Here is a 16,259-nt window from a genome sequence, read left to right as displayed (position 1 = left end):
TTTCCCCTCCTGTTGCTACGAGACCGCGCATGACTTTCGATTTTGATCAGGTGTTCGACCGCCACCACACCGGCAGTACCAAGTGGAGCCGTTACCCGGCGGACGTCTTGCCGATGTGGGTCGCCGACATGGATTTCGCCGCGCCGCCGGTGATCGTTCAGGCCCTGCAAAAACGTCTGGAGCATCCGTTGCTCGGCTACAGCGTGGCGCAGGAAGGGTTGCGCGAAGCAATCGTCGCCGATCTGTGGAACAAATACGCCTGGCGCGTCCAGCCGCAGGAGCTGATTTTCCTGCCGGGGGTGGAGTCGGGTTTCAACATGGCTTTGCGTGCGCTGGTCGAGCCGCAACAAAACGTGGTGGTGCAGGTGCCGAATTACCCGCCGCTGCGGCATGCAGCGGGCCACTGGGGGCTGAACAAGGTCGAGCTGAACTTCGACGCGCTGGCGGACGGCACGTATGCCACGCCACTCGACACACTTCGCCAATCGCTCAAGGGCGGCGGCGCGTTGCTGCTCAGCAACCCGCACAATCCACTGGGCAAAGCCTTCCCCCGGGAAGAGCTGCAAGCCGTCGCGGATATCTGCCTGGAGCAGAACGCCTGGATCATCTCCGACGAGATCCACGCCGAACTGTGCTACGACGGCCGCGTGCACATTCCGACCGCCTCGCTCAGCGAAGACATCGCCCGCCGCACCATCACGCTGATGTCGGCCAGCAAGGCGTACAACATCGCCGGGCTGAAGACATCCTTCATGATCATTCAGGACCGCGCCATCCGCGAACGGGTCAATCATGCCCGTTGCGGCATGGTCGACAGCGTCAACCCGCTGGGCATGGAAGCCACACGCGTCGCCTACAGCGAAGCCGGGCCATGGCTGGCAGCGTTGAAGACGTATCTGCAGGGCAACCGCGATTATCTGGTGGACGCGGTTCGCACCCGTCTGCCGGGCGTCAGCATCAATGTGCCGCAAAGCACCTACCTGGCCTGGCTCGATTGTTCGGCGCTGGGGCTGGCCGATCCGCAGAAATTCTTTCTTGAGCAGGCCAAGGTCGGCTTGAGTGCAGGATTGGATTTTGGCGACGCCTGCCAGCAATTCGTGCGCCTGAACTTCGGCTGCCCGCGGGCATTGCTGGAGGAAGGTATTGCGCGGATGGAGCGCAGTTTGCGCGCACGCATTGGCTGATGAGGTTGTCCCGGCAATGACAGGGCGCTGTAAAAGCAAAGCTCGCACGTGAAGACGGATCTGGATTCTTCCACGGTAAAACTGTAGGAGCTGGCTTGCCAGCGATAGCGGTGGTTCAGGTGACAATGATGTTGGATGTGAAGCCGTCATCGCTGGCAAGCCAGCTCCTACAACGGTGTCCCGATGGTTTCGAGCTTTGGGCAGCTCCAGTAAATCCAACCGAACTCAAGGCAAAAAGAATGGGTCAACCCTTTGGCTCGTTTACCTTGAACAGGAGAATTCCGATGATCGACTATCCAAAGCCACCGTTCCCGAAACAGACTCAGCCCGTCCCCGGCTCCCAGAAAAAAATGGACCCGTACCCGGATTGCGGCGAGCAAAGTTACAAAGGTTCGGGCCGGCTGGAAGGCAAGATTGCCCTGATCACCGGGGCCGACAGCGGAATCGGTCGTGCGGTCGCCATTGCATTTGCCCGTGAAGGCGCTGATGTCGTGGTCGCCTACCTCAACGAACAGGAAGACGCCCAGGAAACCGCACGTTGGGTCGAGCAAGCCGGGCGTCAGTGCCTGTTGCTGCCGGGTGACCTGGCGCAAAAAGAGCAGTGCCAGGCACTCGTCGATAAAACCGTCGAGCGCTTTGGTCGCATTGATGTGCTGGTCAACAACGCCGCTTTCCAGATGACCCATGAAAACTTCGAAGACATCCCCGATGAGGAATGGGTGATGACGTTCGACGTCAATATCACAGCCATTTTCCGCATCTGTCAGGCCGCGCTGAAGCACATGCAACCCGGCAGCTCGATCATCAACACCAGTTCAGTCAATTCCGACATGCCCAAACCTTCCCTCCTCGCGTATGCCACGACCAAAGGCGCGATCGCCAACTTTACCGGTGGGCTGGCGCAGATTCTGGGGCCGAAGAATATCCGGGTGAACTGCGTAGCCCCGGGGCCGATCTGGACGCCGCTGATCGTCTCGACGATGCCGGACGAAGAGGTGCAAAATTTTGGCGCAGAGACGCCACTGGGTCGTCCGGGCCAACCGGTGGAAGTGGCGCCGATTTACGTATTGCTGGCGTCGGATGAGGCGAGTTACATCACCGGTCAGCGCTATGGCATCACCGGCGGTAAGCCGATGCTGTAGGTCTTTGCGACTGCTGTGTCCACCTTCGGATTTTACGACTGCTGCGCAGCCGGACGCAGGCTGCGCCAGCTGCTACAGGTTTTGCGCCGCTCACAGCCTTGTAGCAGCTGCCGAAGGCTGCGTCCGGCTGCTACAGGTTTTGCGCCGTTCACAGCCTTGTAGCAGCTGCCGAAGGCTGCGTCCGGCTGCTACAGGTTTTGCGCCGTTCACAGCCTTGTAGCAGCTGTCGCAGCCTGCGTCCGGCTGCTACAGGTCTTGCGCCGTTCACAGCCTTGTAGCAGCTGCCGAAGGCCGCGTCCGGCTGCACAGCAGTCACCTCTTCTCTCCAGAACTACGCGAAGTGTCTGGCCTACGCCTAAGGCTCTACTCCCGCTCCCCCGCCAACGCCCGCCGATGGAAATGCGCCAACTCCCTCAGCGCATGCTCTGCAGCCATCAGTTGCACCTCACACCGCGTCCCAAAAAACCGCTCGCGCCGACTGAACACACAGCGTCCTTCCCCGGTCTGAAACGCCCAAGCGAAACACACCGTACCTGCAGGAATGCCGTCCACATCCTCCGGCCCAAGAATGCCGGTAGTGGCCACCGCCACGTTGGCAGTGCTGTCGCGCAAGGCGCCCAAGGCCATTTCCCTGGCCACTTCACAACTGGTCAGGTTGAAGGTTTCGATCGTATACGGATTAACACCGAGCAACCGCTGCTTCGCCTCCGGGGAATACACCACATAGCCGCTCTCGATCAGATCTCCACTGTGTGGCACTTCCGCCAATAACGTGACGATTTTGCCGGCAGTGCAGGATTCGGCAGTGGTCAGCAGCAGGCTATTTTCACGCAAATATTCGACAACCGATTCACTAAGAGACATGGCAATTTTCCAAAGTGAGAGCTGCTCGGTTGACCTCGACTGCAATTAATCATTCCGTCCATTGCAGTCCAGCTCATTGCCCAATGAAAAAATGAACCCCAAAGGAAATTCAGACCTCAATACCTTAAGCGGCTTCTGTCACAGGCCGATCCAGATCAGGAGGTCGTCATGTCCGCACCCATCGTCAAGCTGTTCACCCAACCGAATTTCGCGTGGACGGATATTCGCAAGGAAGAGGAAGCGCACCCGCGCCATTACCTCGCCCATTTGTTGTTACTTGCCCTGATTCCAGCTGTGTGTCTGTTTATCGGCACCACCTATGTCGGTTGGAGCCTGGCGGAAAACGAGACCGTCAAACTGAGCACCAGCAGCGCTCTTCAGCTGTGCGTCATGCTCTACCTGACCATCATCATCGGCGTAGTGCTGATGGGTATGTTCATTCGCTGGATGTCCCGCGCCTTTGACTCGCGCCCAACCCTCAACCAGTGCATCGGTTTTGCGGCCTACACCGCGACACCCTTTTTCCTGGCTGGCATCGCAGGGCTGTACCCAAGTCGCTGGCTGGCCATCATCGTGCTGGGCGCCGCCGGGGCTTATTCCACCTTCCTGCTGTTCGTGGGGTTGCCAACCTTCATGCATGAACGCAAACAGCAAGGCCTGCTGAATGCAGCCTGTGTGTGGGGTGTGGGGTTGTTGGTGCTGGTGACCATTCTGGTTGAAATGATTCTGCTCTGGTTCAACGTCCTGACGCCAGAATACGTACGCGCGACAGTCGGTTGATTAGCGTGGTCCGATACATTCCGACAATCTCAGGCGATTACGCATCGTGAGTTTCGTGGTATGGGTTGCCGTACTCGGTGCGGTGCTGTTGACGCTGGCGCTGACTTCATCTCACCTGCGCTGGATGCCCGTGACGACCTCGGCGGTGTGCCTGGTGCTGGGGATTGCCATCGGCCCCTCGGGTCTGGGTTTTCTTGAACTGAATACTGACGATGCGGCTGTCTGGATGGAGCACCTCACGGAAGTCGCGGTGCTTTTTTCGCTGTTCGTCTGCGGCCTGAAACTGCGCCTGCCGCTCAGAGATAAAACCTGGCGAGTCGCTTACGGTCTGGCGGGGCCGGTGATGGTGCTGACAATCGGCGGCGTTAGCCTGTTGTTGCATTATTGCTTTGGACTGTCATGGGGCGCGTCGGTGTTGATCGGCTCGATCCTCGCCCCCACCGATCCGGTGTTAGCCGCTTTGGTGCAAGTGAACGACGCCCGTGATGACGACAGCGTGCGCTTCGGGCTTTCCGGTGAAGCCGGACTCAACGACGGCATTGCTTTCCCGTTCGTGATCCTCGGTTTGCTGATGTTGCAACACGACGGGGGCACCGGCTGGATCTGCGCCTGGGCGCTGCGCGACTTACTGTGGGCCGTCCCGGCAGGGTTTCTCACGGGTTATCTTATGGGGCGCGGTATCGGCCGATTGACCTTGACCCTGCGCATCAAGAATGAAGACAGCACCCTCTCCCCGAATGATTACCTGGCCCTCGCGTTGATTGCTTTGGCGTATGTCGGCGCCGAAGCAGTTCATGGTTATGGATTTTTGTCGGTATTTGCCGCGGGCCTCGCCTTGCGCCATGAGGAAGTCAACTCCACCGGCGACGACGAAGTACCTGCCGAGCATCTCGTGCAACCCGTGGTTGGCCACCTGGACGTCGACCCGCAAAACGCCGTGCATGGCGACACGCAAAATCTGCAAGACAGCCAGGTCGCCGCCGGGATCATGATGAGCGACATGCTGGCTTTTGGTGGCTTGGTGGAGCGGGCGATGGAGGTGTTCCTCGTCACCTTGCTCGGGGTGATTCTGATCTCGCATTGGGACTGGCGAGCGCTGCCGATCGCCGCCGTGTTGTTCTGCCTGATTCGCCCGCTCTGCGTGATCGCGATGCCCTGGGGCGGTTTGCTGCCGATGCGTCAGCGAATGCTGATTGGCTGGTTCGGTATCCGCGGGATCGGCAGCCTGTACTATCTGTTCTATGCCTTGAACCATGGGCTGGAGCCGTCGGTAGCGAACGTGTGCCTAAACCTCACGCTGTCGGTCGTTGCGCTGAGCATCCTCGTCCACGGCATCAGTACGCAGCCGATACTTGCTCGGTATGAGCAGCGCAAGAAACGAAAAGCTTGATGTCGGTTCAGCTCATTTACGTTTGAATTGATCAAGTTTTTACGTTCATAAAATTGCAATCCTTCGGCAACTTGACCGGTCATACCTTTATCACTGCCCTGCCCGCGCGGGGTGGGAATTCTCCGGTCCGGTTCCTGAGGCGATGGCCTGTGAAGGAACCTCTACATCAAAGGTGCCCGACATGATCCATTATTCCACCCGCGACGAAATCACCGCTTGCCGGGCGTTTGCCCTTGATCGTAATCGCCATCTGTTCGAAGAAGCTCAGGCGCTGAGTAACAGCGCATTCGAACTGCTTGAGGGCAGTGACCTCGATGCTGAACAGTTCGACCGATACCAGGCCATGCGCAGGAAAGCGGATTTGAAGTACGAGGAAGCCATCGAACATTTGCGCTTGCTGAATGAGGATTTCCCGGCGGTGACCACGGCCCCACCGCTCATGCAACGTCCGGCGCATTCGTACGAATCCAGAGCATGAACGTGTAGGAGCCAGACTTGCCGGCGAAGACGATTTGAACTGTCTTCGCCGGTAAGCCTGGCTCCTGCTTTTTAGTACCCGGGCCAGGCATTCAACTTACATGGCGGGGACCGGCGCCACATCAGCAATGTTCTCAGTCAGCGGCACATCGCTCGATCCCGGGGTCAGGATGACCTTGCGGCACTCTTCCTGTTTTTTGTCGAACATCTTGTAACCTTCGGCGACCTGCTCCAGCGACATCCGGTGCGAAATGATCGCGTCCGGTTGCAGACGGCCGGTTTCAATGTACCCGAGCAATTCCGGCAAATAACGCTGCACGTGGGTCTGACCCATCTTGAATGTCAGGCCTTTGTCGAACGCATCGCCAAACAGGAACCCGTGAATAAACCCGGTATAAACGCCCGGCACACTGACGACCCCGCCACGACGCACGGCGGCGATGCATTGGCGCAAGGCCTTACCGCTGCTGCCTTCCAGTTTCAGCGTGGCCAGGATGGTTTCGGTTGTACTGCCCTTGGCCTCGAATCCCACTGCATCAATTACGGCATCCACCCCACGGCTGCCCGCCGTTTGACGGATGATCGTATCGGCAGGATCGTCGTCATCATCAAAATTGATCGGGATCACCCCGTAGGTCTTCTGCGCGTAAGCCAGCCGATAGTCGTGGTGATCGACCATGAAAATCTGGTCGACACCCAGCATTCTTGCGCATGCAGCGCTCAACAATCCAACCGGTCCGGCACCGTAGATGGCCAAACTTGAACCCTGTCCTACGCCTGCATTGAGGACCGCTTGCCAGGCAGTCGGAAGGATGTCCGAGAGGAACAACACTTTTTCGTCCGCCAGTGTGCCAGGGACCTTGAAAGGACCGGTATTGGCCTTCGGCACTCTGACCAACTCAGCCTGGCCACCAGGCACGCCACCGTACAAACGACTAAAACCAAACAAGGCTGCCGGTGGCGGAATGATTTTCTTGTTGAGACTCGCACCAGGGCCGCTGTTGGTGGTTTCGCAGCAGGCGAACTGCTCCTGCTGGCAGAAGAAGCAATCGCCGCAGGCGATAACGAACGGGATGACGACTCGATCCCCGCGCTGGACGGCCGTCACGTCCTTGCCGGTTTCCTCGACGATGCCCATAAACTCGTGACCGAAAATATCACCGTGTTCAACGGTCGGAATCTTCCCACGGTACAGGTGCAAGTCAGATCCACAGATGGCGGTGGCCGTGACGCGCAGAATGATATCGTCGGGTGCTTCTATAACGGGATCGGGCACGGTTTCAATCCTGACGTCATGTGCTCCGTGGTAAGTCATCGCACGCATGGCTGCTTCCTCGCTGGTCAATAAAGACATCGGTTGTCTGTATTAAGGGAGCAACGGCGAGGCGCGAGTTCAGTTGGAAATATGGCGAATCTGATCAGCGGTGCGGCCGGGTAATTTGACCGGTAACTGTCTGTTGGAGCGCAGCCGCGAACTGCATGAGTCAAATTACAGGCTCATGCAACCTGCACGAAGGGGCGTAATCTCCTGGCCGGCTAACTTGTTGAAATAGCTTAGTATTTTGAATTTCTAAAAAGCGGCACGGCATATGCTCTGTCAGTAAGAGCGACATTCGGCCCAGAGACCGTTCGCGCTCAACCCTGACTTGATGAGAGATTCGACCATGAACGCCATTGACCTGTTGAAAGCCGACCATGAACGCGTAAAAGCCATTCTCACTCAACTAAGCGAGTCCACCGAGCGAGGTGTGAAAAAACGCACTGATCTGCTCGCCAAACTGGAAATGGAGATCACTATTCATACTCGTCTTGAAGAAGAAATTCTTTATCCCGCTTTCAAAGAGGCTGGCGGCAAAGAGCAGGACATTATGTATTACGAAGCGAAGGAAGAGCACCGCACTGTGGACGCGCTCGTGCTGCCCGACCTGAAGAAGACTGATCCGGGCAGCCTCGAATTTTCCGGTCGTGTGAAAGTGGTCAAGGAACTGCTTGAGCACCACATTGAAGAAGAGGAAGAGGAAATGTTCCCGCAGGCGAAGAAGCTGTTGGGCAACGCTACCCTGGAAGAGCTGGGTGCCGAGATGGAAAAAATGAAAGCGCAGTACAAGAAAGAAATGAGTGCGAGCAATCTGGCGGCGTAAGTGACGTTATGCCCCTGTGGCAGTGGCGAAGCGGACACAGGCTTCGCCAGCTGCTACAGGTTTGCGTTTTAATTCAATGGATCGGTCACTTGAATATAAAACCCGTAAAAACCCAGCATTATCCAGAACGTGGCGAAGATCCACGGCGTGCGTACAGAAAACAACAACGACTTGCGATAGCCCTTGTGCGATGACTCCATCTCACTGAACAACGGTGACTCGTCATAAGCCGCCCCCATCACCGGTTCACTGCGCAGCAGTTCGCTCTGTTTGAAATGCCAGTGGTCGATGATGTCGTAAGCGGCGCGAATGCCAGGCCATGCATTCAATGAACTGAGGACACCGAGCAGTGCCAAAAACGGCGGCACTACCAGCGTAAACAATTTCCCCCACTCCGGGTTAAGGTTAGCCATGCACGACGCGAAGGCAATCACCAGAAAGGATTGCGCGGTCAGGTAAGCATCGGTGCGATTGGCCAGGATGCTGGTTTCGTATTGAATTTCTCGCCGATAGAAGTCCAGGCGCTCTTTGGGTGAGCCAAACATTTTGGCGTTGTGCTCGGACAGGGCTTCTTCCAGAGGAATTTCAGTCAGTATTTTTGGCACGGGAATCACGCACGAAATCGAAAGGGGTTAGAAGAACCGGCAGCCGACAAGTTCAGCCGGCAAGCCAGGTTTCGACCAAAGGGCCTGTGCCCCCGTAGACCGGATCAGTTACGGGACACGCCACTTTGGAAATTCGGACAATGGATGCATCGTGGGTATCCGGGTCGGGGCGCTGGATGTCGTAGTCCTCCTGACCTACAGGATAGGCACCCACCACCAGAAAATCCGCGCTTTGCTGCAGGCTGCAGTGGCCAGTGCCGGCCGGCAGTATCAACACGTCACTCTCTCCCACCTCGTGCTCCGTCCCGTTCGGACCGCCGAGCTTCAATCGTGCCCGGCCTTTGGCGATGCCTAGAACTTCGTGCGAATTCGAGTGGTAGTGGTGATAGTCAAACACCTGCGCGCGCCATTGTGCAGGCCAGTGGTTGGCGCTGAACAAGGCTTCGAATGCGCTGGCTTTGTCCGCTGAATCAAGCCCGACGTTTTTATAGATCAGCACCGGCAGACGGCTATTCGGCGTCTGCCCGTCGTCTTCAAAAAACAGCTGAATCAGCGAATTTCCAGTGAGATTGTTCATGATTGAAGCGCTCCGCAGGGCCGTAATATTGTGAGCGGCACGACGGCGAAAGATTCAGTGCCGTTGTCCCGGAGCGCCCGATGGTGTCTCGTCACTTCATTGTCGTGGCAATGATCTCCACAAGGTTGAGCTGAGTGAACGGCTTCGACAATCGCGGCAGTTTCGTTGCGAAGCCCTCCAGACGCTCGGCGTAGCCCGTTGCGAGAATGATCGGCAGGTCCGGCCTGAGATTTCTGATCTCTCGTGCCAGCTGTGCACCGTCCATCTGCGGCATGGCCATGTCAGTGATCACCAGATCGACGGCCTGATCGCTGTCAAACACTTTCAGAGCCTGTGCGGCGGATACTGCACTGATCACCCGATGCCCGAGGTCTTCAAGCAACAAACTGGTGCTGGTCAGGACCAGACTGTCGTCGTCCACCACCAGGACACATAAACGAGGCACCGGCGGCGCATCCTCTTCCGGTGCCGACGTCGCTAGCACACCGCGGGTTGATACCGGCAGCCACAATTCGGCGATCGTGCCTTCGTCCGTCTGACTCTTCAGAATGAAGCGGCCACCCAGTTGTTCGGTGAAGCCATGCACCATCGACAACCCCAGCCCCGTGCCTTTACCTACGCCCTTGGTGGTAAAAAACGGGTCCATGGCCATGGCCAGCGTGGATTCGTCCATGCCCTCCCCGGTATCAGTCACACTCAGGCAGACGTAGCGTCCGGTCGTCTGAGGCAACTGTGGCTGCCCCTCGGCCTCCTCGGTTTTTGCACTGATGATGATCTTGCCGCCATGGGGCATGGCGTCGCGAGCATTGGTCGCCAGGTTCAGCACCGCCAGTTCAAGCTGATTGACGTCCGCGATCACCGGCTCAAGCGTGGGTGAGAACTGCGTTTCCAGAACAACCGAAGGACCTAGGGAACTGCGCAACAGACCACTGATACCCAGAATCAGCTGGGGTATTTCGACCACTTCAGTCTTGAGCTCCTGACGTCGGGCAAAGGCCAGCATCCGCTGAGTCAGAGAAACACCGCGCTGGGCACCTTGTGTGGCATTGTCCAGCAGGCGGGTAATGCGCGGGTCGTCGCCCACACGTTTGCGCACGATTTCCAGATTGCCCAGTATCACCGTCAGCAGATTGTTGAAGTCGTGGGCGATGCCCCCGCTGAGCTGTCCGATCGCCTGCATCTTCTGCGCCTGGAACAGCGCTTCACGGGTTTTCTCCAGCGTTTGCTGAGCAATCGTCGCTTCAGTAATGTCCCGGGTGATCTTGGCAAAACCAAGCAAGGTGCCGGTTTCACCCCAAATCGGGTCGACGACGACGTGAGCCATGAACCGGGTGCCATCCTTGCGCACACGCCAACCCTTGTTTTCAAAACGACCTTCGCGCACGGCACTGTCGAGGGTGCGCTGCGGCTCCCCCGCTGCACGGTCTTCGGGGGTGTAGAACAGCGAAAAATGCTTGCCGATGACCTCTTCCGGCCGGTAGCCCTTGATCCGCTGAGCCCCTGGGTTCCAATTGGTCAGGCGACCGTCCGGTGCGAGCATGTAGATGGCGTAGTCGGTGACGCTCTGCACCAGCAGCCGGAACTGCTGCTCGCTCTGTTTAAGGGTCTCTTCGGCCATCTTGCGATCGGTGAGGTCCCGGGTGATCTTGGCGAAACCCAGCAGTTCACCGGTGGCCGCAAAGATCGGATCGATCACGACGTGGCACCAGAAGTGCGTGCCATCTTTGCGCACGCGCCAGCCTTCGCCTTCGAAACGCCCCTCATGGATTGCCGTGTCCAGCGCGCGTTGCGGGAGCCCGACAAGGCGATCTTCATCGGTATAGAACCGCGAAAAGTGTTGCCCGAGAATCTCGGCTTCCTCATACCCCTTGAACCGCCTGGCGCCTGCGTTCCAGCTGGTGATGATGCCTTCCGGATCCAGCATGTAGATTGCATAGTCAATCACAGCATCGATCAGCAGGCGTAAACGCCCGTCCTCGATGGTGCTGGCTTTGCTTCGATCCTCGCTCATTGAGCTCTCACTTCAGAATGCTTTGGTGGAGTATGAAACAAACCGAAAATTTGAAAAGGGCGAAAAGCATACATGCCAGAAAGAGTTACCGATTCACGTGCTTGACGATGTAGGCGTACAGGTCGTTGTACACATGAACGGGAACAAGTTTGCTATCCGTAATGGTTTTGGACAGCGTGACGTGACAGGCTTTGATGACATCGCCGCGATCGTCTACGCTATAGGCCGGGTTTTCGACAATGCCAGCGTAAATACTGTAAGCGAAATGCACTTTCGTCGTCGTGGTCGTGACGTCTCCATTGGCCGCTTTGCAATAGGTGCTCTGGGCCTGCAAATTGCGCTCGTACAAGGCACCGAATCCGCGCTGGTACAGAAAAATCTTCGAATGATTAACTGCCTTGGCCGCCGTCTCGAAAGCCCGGATGACAGGTTGTGCATTGCTCAGGCTGAGAGTTAGCTGGGGAGTGGCGAGGAACCGCTCCAACTCCTGTTTTTTCAGACTTGCCAGGCCCCTGTCGATACTCGACACATGCGCAAACTCCTGGGTGCACCCGACAATGTGAATTTCGAATTGATAGCCTTGCGCTGTCGCCATTGGTGGCCATGTCGCAAAGTCGAAGCTGTCGAATGCACACTCCATGATGATGTTGTACTTCTCGGCGAAAGCCTGCTCAAAAATCTTTTGCGAGACCTCACGGACGAAGGCCTCGGTATGCTCATACGCGTGCAAAACGCCGAGTTTGATCATGTCGGCGTACTGTGGATGCTCCTCCCGATATTTCGGCAGGTACAAGCGAACGTAATTGACGTAGGGATGCGTTTTCTCTGGCTGCAGTAGGGATTTTTCCAGCAGATACGTCTTGCCTGATCCCTGCACGCCCGCGACGACCAGTACTTTCGGGATCGCCTCCTTGGTGATTCCTTTGAATAGCGCTGGGCTGATCTTGTCGAAGGCCTCTATGACCTGGTCCGGGCTATACGAATATTTCGGTGCTGCTGACATGGCTTGATGTCCTTATCAAGGTTGGGAAAAGAATGTCCTGCCCCTTTAATAAAGGTCACCTTCGCGCGTTCTACAAACAGGTGTGTTTTTCAGCATATGTCCATGTCTTTTAAGGGAAAAAATCCTACTCCACACAAGGAGTATTCGCTGCCCCGACAGACCACCAGCGCGGCAGCAATTGCTTGACCTTGCTGTCGTCAAACCGGTCGTCAATCAACATCACCACCCCTTCGTCCTGCTGGGTCCGAATCACTCTTCCCGCGGCTTGAACCACTTTCTGAACGCCCGGATACAGATAGGTATAGTCGTAGCCCGCGCCGAAAATGGCGGACATTCTGTGCTTCATCTGTTCGTTGACCGGGTTGAACTGGGCCAACCCCAGCGTGGCTATAAACGCACCGATCAGCCGCGCCCCGGGCAGGTCGATGCCCTCGCCGAAAGCGCCGCCCAGTACGGCGAAGCCTACCCCCTGACTCTGTGCGGTGAATTGATCGAGGAAGTCCTGACGTTGTCCTTCCGCCATACCACGCGATTGCGACCACAATTTGATGTGAGGATGTTTTTCTGCGAGTAACTGCGCCACCTGCTGCAGATAATCGAAGCTGCTGAAAAACGCCAGGTAGTTACCCGGTCGCTGGCCGAACTGCCGGGCGATCAAGTCCACGATCGGCGCCAGCGACGCCTGACGATGGACGAAACGCGTGGAAATCTGGCTGACGATGGACACGGCCAACTGGTCAGCGTGGAACGGCGACTCGACATCGATCCAGACCGTACTGGCCGGAGCTCCGAGGAGATCTGCGTAGTAGTGGCGTGGACTCAGGGTCGCCGAAAACAGCACGGTGCTGCGTGCAGCGGTCAAGCGCGGGCGAATGAATCCGGCGGGCACGACATTGCGCAAGCACAGCTGAGACAGGTTGCGCGGGCGGTCGAGGTCGCGCTTGCTGATGTCGAACAGGAACTGCTCGTCATAAAGCTCGGCCACACGACAGAATTGCAGCATGTCGAAATAAAAGCTCTGCAAAGCACTGTCCAGGCCCTGCGGATGATCGTTAAGGTAATCGCCGATGCTGGCGCTGCAGGTGAACAGCGCCTGAAGGAGCTTTTCCGGGGGCTTGTCGTAGGCCTGATAAGCGCCAGGCTGCTGGTTATGCAGGGCGTTCCATTCACGGTTGACCCGCTGCAGGGATTTCTTCAGGACCTCAGGGGCACTTTTTCTCACGCCGTTAAGCGCCGCTTGGTCAAGGCTGGCGCTGTACATCTGCCGGCCACGCTCGACCAGGTTGTGCGCTTCATCCACCAGCACCGCGACTTTCCAGTTGTTGGCCTGGGCCAGCCCGAACAGCAAGGCGCTGAAGTCAAAGTAGTAGTTGTAGTCAGCGACCACCACGTCGGCCCAGCGTGCCATTTCCTGGCTGAGATAATAAGGGCAGACGTCGTGCCTCATGGCCACTTCGCGCAAGGCGTTCTGGTTCAGCAGTGTCAGCTCACTGGCGGCCTGACGAGCTGCTGGCAGGCGATCATAGAAACCCTGGGCCAGCGGGCAGGACTCGCCGTGACAGGCCTTGTCCGGATGCTCGCAGGCTTTGTCCCGGGCGATCATCTCCAGCACACGCAGCGGTGGCGCATCGGCGCTGTCGATAATGACTTGGGCGGCGTCGAGTGCCAGCTTGCGTCCCGGAGTTTTTGCCGTGAGGAAGAACACCTTGTCCAGCTGTTGCGGTGCCAGTGCCTTGAGCATCGGGAACAGCGTGCCGACGGTCTTGCCGATACCGGTCGGCGCCTGGGCCATCAGGCAACGACCGGTGCTGATGGCCTTGAACACCGATTCTGCCAGGTGCCGCTGTCCCGGACGAAACTGCGCATGGGGAAACGCCAGTTGTTGTGCCGCCGCATTACGCGCTTCGCGATGCGCCATTTCCTGCTCGGCCCATTTGAGGAAAAGGCGGCAGTGCTGTTCGAAAAACCCCTGAAGGTCTGCGGCGCTGAACGCCTCCACCAGACAGGTTTCCTTTTCGCTGACGATGTCGAAATACACCAGCGCCACGTTGATCTGCTGCAGATCGAGTTTCTGGCACATCAGCCAGCCATAGACCTTCGCTTGCGCCCAGTGCAGGTGGCGATGGTTGGCCGGTTGTTTGCTGAGGTCACCGCGATAGGTCTTGACCTCTTCCAGGCAGTTTTGCGCAGAATCGTAGCCGTCTGCCCTGCCCCTGACCTTCAAGGTTTGAAACAGGCCTTCCAGTGCTACTTCACTCTGATAGCCCTCGCTGCGGCGCGACGCCACTGTGCGATGGCCAACGATGCCCTCCAGCGCAGTCGGCGAAGGTGTGAAACGCAAGTCGAGGTCGCCGACCTTGGCGGTGAACTCACATAATGCCCGCACGGCAATGCTGTAACTCACGCGCTCTGTTCCGCCCATTGCACGTAACACACGGCGATCGGCATCTGATGCTCATGGCAGAAGTCGAGCCAGCGCAGCTGGTTATCCTGCAGGCGATCACCGGGGCCTTTGACTTCGATCATGCGGTACGTCTTGTCCTGCGGCCAGAACTGGATCAGGTCCGGCATGCCGGTCCGATTGGCCTTGATGTCCAGCAGCAGCCGGTTGAACCAGTGCCTGAGGTGGTCTGCCGGCAAGCAGGCGAGCGCCTGATTCAGCAAGTCCTCGTTCAACGCGCCCCAGAATACGAACGGCGATTGCACGCCCCATTTCTCGATATAGCGTTGGCGAATCGTCTGCAGATAACGGCCATCGTCCAGTTCTTCCAGACACCTTTGGAACACCTCAGCCCGGCGCGCGTGAAAGTCTTCGTGATGGAGGTCCACCGGGCCACGTTGGAACGGGTGGAAAAACGCGCCCGGCAGCGGTGCGAAGATCGCCGGCCAGCACAACAGGCCGAACAGTGAATTGATCAGGCTGTTTTCGACGTAATGCACCGGCGCCAAGTCCTCCGCCAGATGCGCCTTGACGTGAAATTCCACCGACAGCAGCGGATCGGTCCTGGCCAATTGCAGATCCAGTCGCAGCATGTCACGGCGAGAAGCATGCTTGATCGGCGGTCCGCCGAGTTTGCGGCGCAATCTGGGCAACATGCGCAACAATTGCTGCTGCTCGGCAGCGCTTTCCGGCGCTTGCTCGGCAGCTGCGGCGATCTCCAGAGCCAGTGCGTATTCACCGCAGCGTTCCAGCACCAGAATCAGCCGTCGGCGCGATCCGGGCCAGGCACAGTTGCGATAGATCATCAGGGCGGTTGGTAAATCTGCGCTGCGCTCGCAATATTGCGCGATCTGGAAGAGGAATTTGTTGCGGCGTTTTTGCAGCCAGGGATTGCTCAAGGCCAGACCGTTGACCTCCTCGACGATGTCCTGCACCGCTTCACCATCCTCGAAACGCTGCTGACACGCATGAAGAAACAGGCAGGCATCCACGTCGTCGCGGCTGCGCAACCCCCGGGAGTCGGCGCTGAACTCGACTTTTTCATAGGTAAAGATGCCGAGGTCAGCAAGGACGAACTCTGACCAATCCTGGTAGAGATTGCCGAAAAACATCAGACGCAACCGGTCACACACATCCATGATGGTCAGGCTTAGCAGGCGATCAGCCAATGCCGGGCACCACTGGGTGAAGGCGTTTGTCCCGGGGAAGTGTTCGGTCAGCACTGGCAGCCAGTCGTTTTTTTTGCCTTTGGGCTGTTCGATGGCGTGGCCGAAGCATTGCAGTATTTCCGCCTTGAGCAACACCTCGAATAAAGCGTCGAGTGATAATGGCGAGTGCTCGTCAATCCAGCCCAGCGCCAGTAACGGCCCGGCGGCCGAAGCGATGTCGCCAATTTCCGTGTAAAGGAGTTTGCTCGCACGGAAATGCAAACCCTTGCGCATGACCAGCCGTACCAGCAAGGCCCGGGATGCTTGGGGCAACTGGACGAATTGCCGGATGAAGGATTGCTCCTCCTCGCTCAACACATCGGCGTAACGAAGTTCAAGCCAGTCAAGCACTTGCATGAAATTGTTCAAGTAATACAGCGGATTATCGAGCGGATTAGCGATCACGGAAAACAGGGCCATGGCGAGCGAGTACTGGT

General features: G+C 57.6%; 14 protein-coding genes. 6 read left to right on the top strand and 8 right to left on the bottom strand.

Features of this window, described 5'->3' with window-relative positions; all coding sequences use genetic code 11:
* Positions 1-29: 29 nt before the first annotated feature.
* Together DU29_RS0102265 and DU29_RS0102260 are read left to right on the top strand one after the other, a co-directional pair.
* Positions 30-1,184 carry a MalY/PatB family protein gene (locus DU29_RS0102265; RefSeq protein WP_028620239.1) on the top strand — a complete coding sequence of 385 codons (1,155 nt, stop codon included), beginning with the start codon at positions 30-32 and terminating at the stop codon, positions 1,182-1,184.
* Positions 1,185-1,468: 284 nt separating this feature from the next.
* Positions 1,469-2,326, top strand: coding sequence for a glucose 1-dehydrogenase (locus tag DU29_RS0102260; RefSeq protein ID WP_028620238.1), 858 nt, complete (start codon positions 1,469-1,471; stop codon positions 2,324-2,326).
* A gap of 363 nt (positions 2,327-2,689) precedes the next feature.
* Here the strand turns inward: DU29_RS0102260 and DU29_RS0102255 are convergent, their stop codons facing one another.
* Complete coding sequence (locus DU29_RS0102255; protein WP_028620237.1) at positions 2,690-3,190, bottom strand: CinA family protein; 501 nt, start codon at positions 3,188-3,190, stop codon at positions 2,690-2,692.
* 168 nt (positions 3,191-3,358) lie between these two features.
* On the opposite strand from DU29_RS0102255, the gene DU29_RS0102250 reads away from it, so the two are divergent.
* The 3 genes from DU29_RS0102250 (at position 3,359) to DU29_RS0102240 (ending at position 5,838) form a co-directional block, all read left to right on the top strand.
* Positions 3,359-3,970 carry a Yip1 family protein gene (locus DU29_RS0102250; protein WP_028620236.1) on the top strand — a complete coding sequence of 204 codons (612 nt, stop codon included), beginning with the start codon at positions 3,359-3,361 and terminating at the stop codon, positions 3,968-3,970.
* 46 nt (positions 3,971-4,016) lie between these two features.
* On the top strand, positions 4,017-5,360 hold the full coding sequence (locus DU29_RS0102245; RefSeq protein WP_028620235.1) for a cation:proton antiporter: 1,344 nt from the start codon (positions 4,017-4,019) through the stop codon (positions 5,358-5,360).
* Between the two features lie 181 nt (positions 5,361-5,541).
* A complete protein-coding gene (locus DU29_RS0102240) occupies positions 5,542-5,838 on the top strand; it encodes a hypothetical protein (protein WP_028620234.1) in 297 nt (98 codons plus the stop codon).
* 96 nt (positions 5,839-5,934) lie between these two features.
* Here the strand turns inward: DU29_RS0102240 and DU29_RS0102235 are convergent, their stop codons facing one another.
* Positions 5,935-7,161: a zinc-dependent alcohol dehydrogenase gene (locus DU29_RS0102235; RefSeq protein WP_028620233.1), complete on the bottom strand. Its 1,227-nt coding sequence runs from the start codon at positions 7,159-7,161 to the stop codon at positions 5,935-5,937.
* Positions 7,162-7,501: 340 nt separating this feature from the next.
* Here DU29_RS0102235 and DU29_RS0102230 point away from each other — a divergent pair, with 340 nt between their 5' ends.
* Positions 7,502-7,978 carry a hemerythrin domain-containing protein gene (locus tag DU29_RS0102230; RefSeq protein WP_028620232.1) on the top strand — a complete coding sequence of 159 codons (477 nt, stop codon included), beginning with the start codon at positions 7,502-7,504 and terminating at the stop codon, positions 7,976-7,978.
* A gap of 68 nt (positions 7,979-8,046) precedes the next feature.
* Here DU29_RS0102230 and DU29_RS0102225 read toward each other — a convergent pair whose 3' ends face one another.
* The 6 genes from DU29_RS0102225 to DU29_RS0102200 form a co-directional block, all read right to left on the bottom strand.
* The gene (locus tag DU29_RS0102225) at positions 8,047-8,583 is read right to left on the bottom strand and encodes a hypothetical protein (RefSeq protein WP_028620231.1); all 537 of its coding nucleotides are present in this window, start codon (positions 8,581-8,583) and stop codon (positions 8,047-8,049) included.
* A gap of 52 nt (positions 8,584-8,635) precedes the next feature.
* Positions 8,636-9,160 (bottom strand): hypothetical protein, encoded by a 525-nt coding sequence (locus DU29_RS0102220; RefSeq protein ID WP_028620230.1) that lies wholly within the window; start codon positions 9,158-9,160, stop codon positions 8,636-8,638.
* 91 nt (positions 9,161-9,251) lie between these two features.
* Positions 9,252-11,171, bottom strand: coding sequence for a hybrid sensor histidine kinase/response regulator (locus DU29_RS0102215; RefSeq protein ID WP_028620229.1), 1,920 nt, complete (start codon positions 11,169-11,171; stop codon positions 9,252-9,254).
* Between the two features lie 85 nt (positions 11,172-11,256).
* The gene (locus tag DU29_RS0102210) at positions 11,257-12,174 is read right to left on the bottom strand and encodes a zeta toxin family protein (protein WP_028620228.1); all 918 of its coding nucleotides are present in this window, start codon (positions 12,172-12,174) and stop codon (positions 11,257-11,259) included.
* A gap of 124 nt (positions 12,175-12,298) precedes the next feature.
* Positions 12,299-14,578, bottom strand: coding sequence for an ATP-dependent DNA helicase (locus DU29_RS0102205; RefSeq protein WP_028620227.1), 2,280 nt, complete (start codon positions 14,576-14,578; stop codon positions 12,299-12,301).
* A complete protein-coding gene (locus DU29_RS0102200) occupies positions 14,575-16,242 on the bottom strand; it encodes a VRR-NUC domain-containing protein (protein WP_028620226.1) in 1,668 nt (555 codons plus the stop codon). The genes DU29_RS0102205 and DU29_RS0102200 overlap by 4 nt, the downstream gene beginning before the upstream one ends.
* Positions 16,243-16,259 lie beyond the last annotated feature (17 nt).

It is taken from the genome of Pseudomonas sp. Ant30-3, assembly GCF_000690905.1.
GTDB lineage: Bacteria > Pseudomonadota > Gammaproteobacteria > Pseudomonadales > Pseudomonadaceae > Aquipseudomonas.
The sequence above is the reverse complement of the archived record's forward strand: the minus strand, read 5'-3'. Positions and strand labels throughout refer to the sequence as shown.

Bases quoted from the DNA above. Each gene is read 5' to 3' on its own strand.
- DU29_RS0102265 (WP_028620239.1), top strand. From the start codon at position 30: ATGACTTTCGATTTTGATCAGGTGTTCGACCGCCACCACACCGGCAGT.
- DU29_RS0102260 (WP_028620238.1), top strand. From the start codon at position 1,469: ATGATCGACTATCCAAAGCCACCGTTCCCGAAACAGACTCAGCCCGTC.
- DU29_RS0102255 (WP_028620237.1), bottom strand. From the start codon at position 3,190: ATGTCTCTTAGTGAATCGGTTGTCGAATATTTGCGTGAAAATAGCCTG.
- DU29_RS0102250 (WP_028620236.1), top strand. From the start codon at position 3,359: ATGTCCGCACCCATCGTCAAGCTGTTCACCCAACCGAATTTCGCGTGG.
- DU29_RS0102240 (WP_028620234.1), top strand. From the start codon at position 5,542: ATGATCCATTATTCCACCCGCGACGAAATCACCGCTTGCCGGGCGTTT.
- DU29_RS0102235 (WP_028620233.1), bottom strand. From the start codon at position 7,161: ATGCGTGCGATGACTTACCACGGAGCACATGACGTCAGGATTGAAACC.
- DU29_RS0102230 (WP_028620232.1), top strand. From the start codon at position 7,502: ATGAACGCCATTGACCTGTTGAAAGCCGACCATGAACGCGTAAAAGCC.
- DU29_RS0102220 (WP_028620230.1), bottom strand. From the start codon at position 9,160: ATGAACAATCTCACTGGAAATTCGCTGATTCAGCTGTTTTTTGAAGAC.
- DU29_RS0102215 (WP_028620229.1), bottom strand. From the start codon at position 11,171: ATGAGCGAGGATCGAAGCAAAGCCAGCACCATCGAGGACGGGCGTTTA.
- DU29_RS0102210 (WP_028620228.1), bottom strand. From the start codon at position 12,174: ATGTCAGCAGCACCGAAATATTCGTATAGCCCGGACCAGGTCATAGAG.
- DU29_RS0102200 (WP_028620226.1), bottom strand. From the start codon at position 16,242: ATGGCCCTGTTTTCCGTGATCGCTAATCCGCTCGATAATCCGCTGTAT.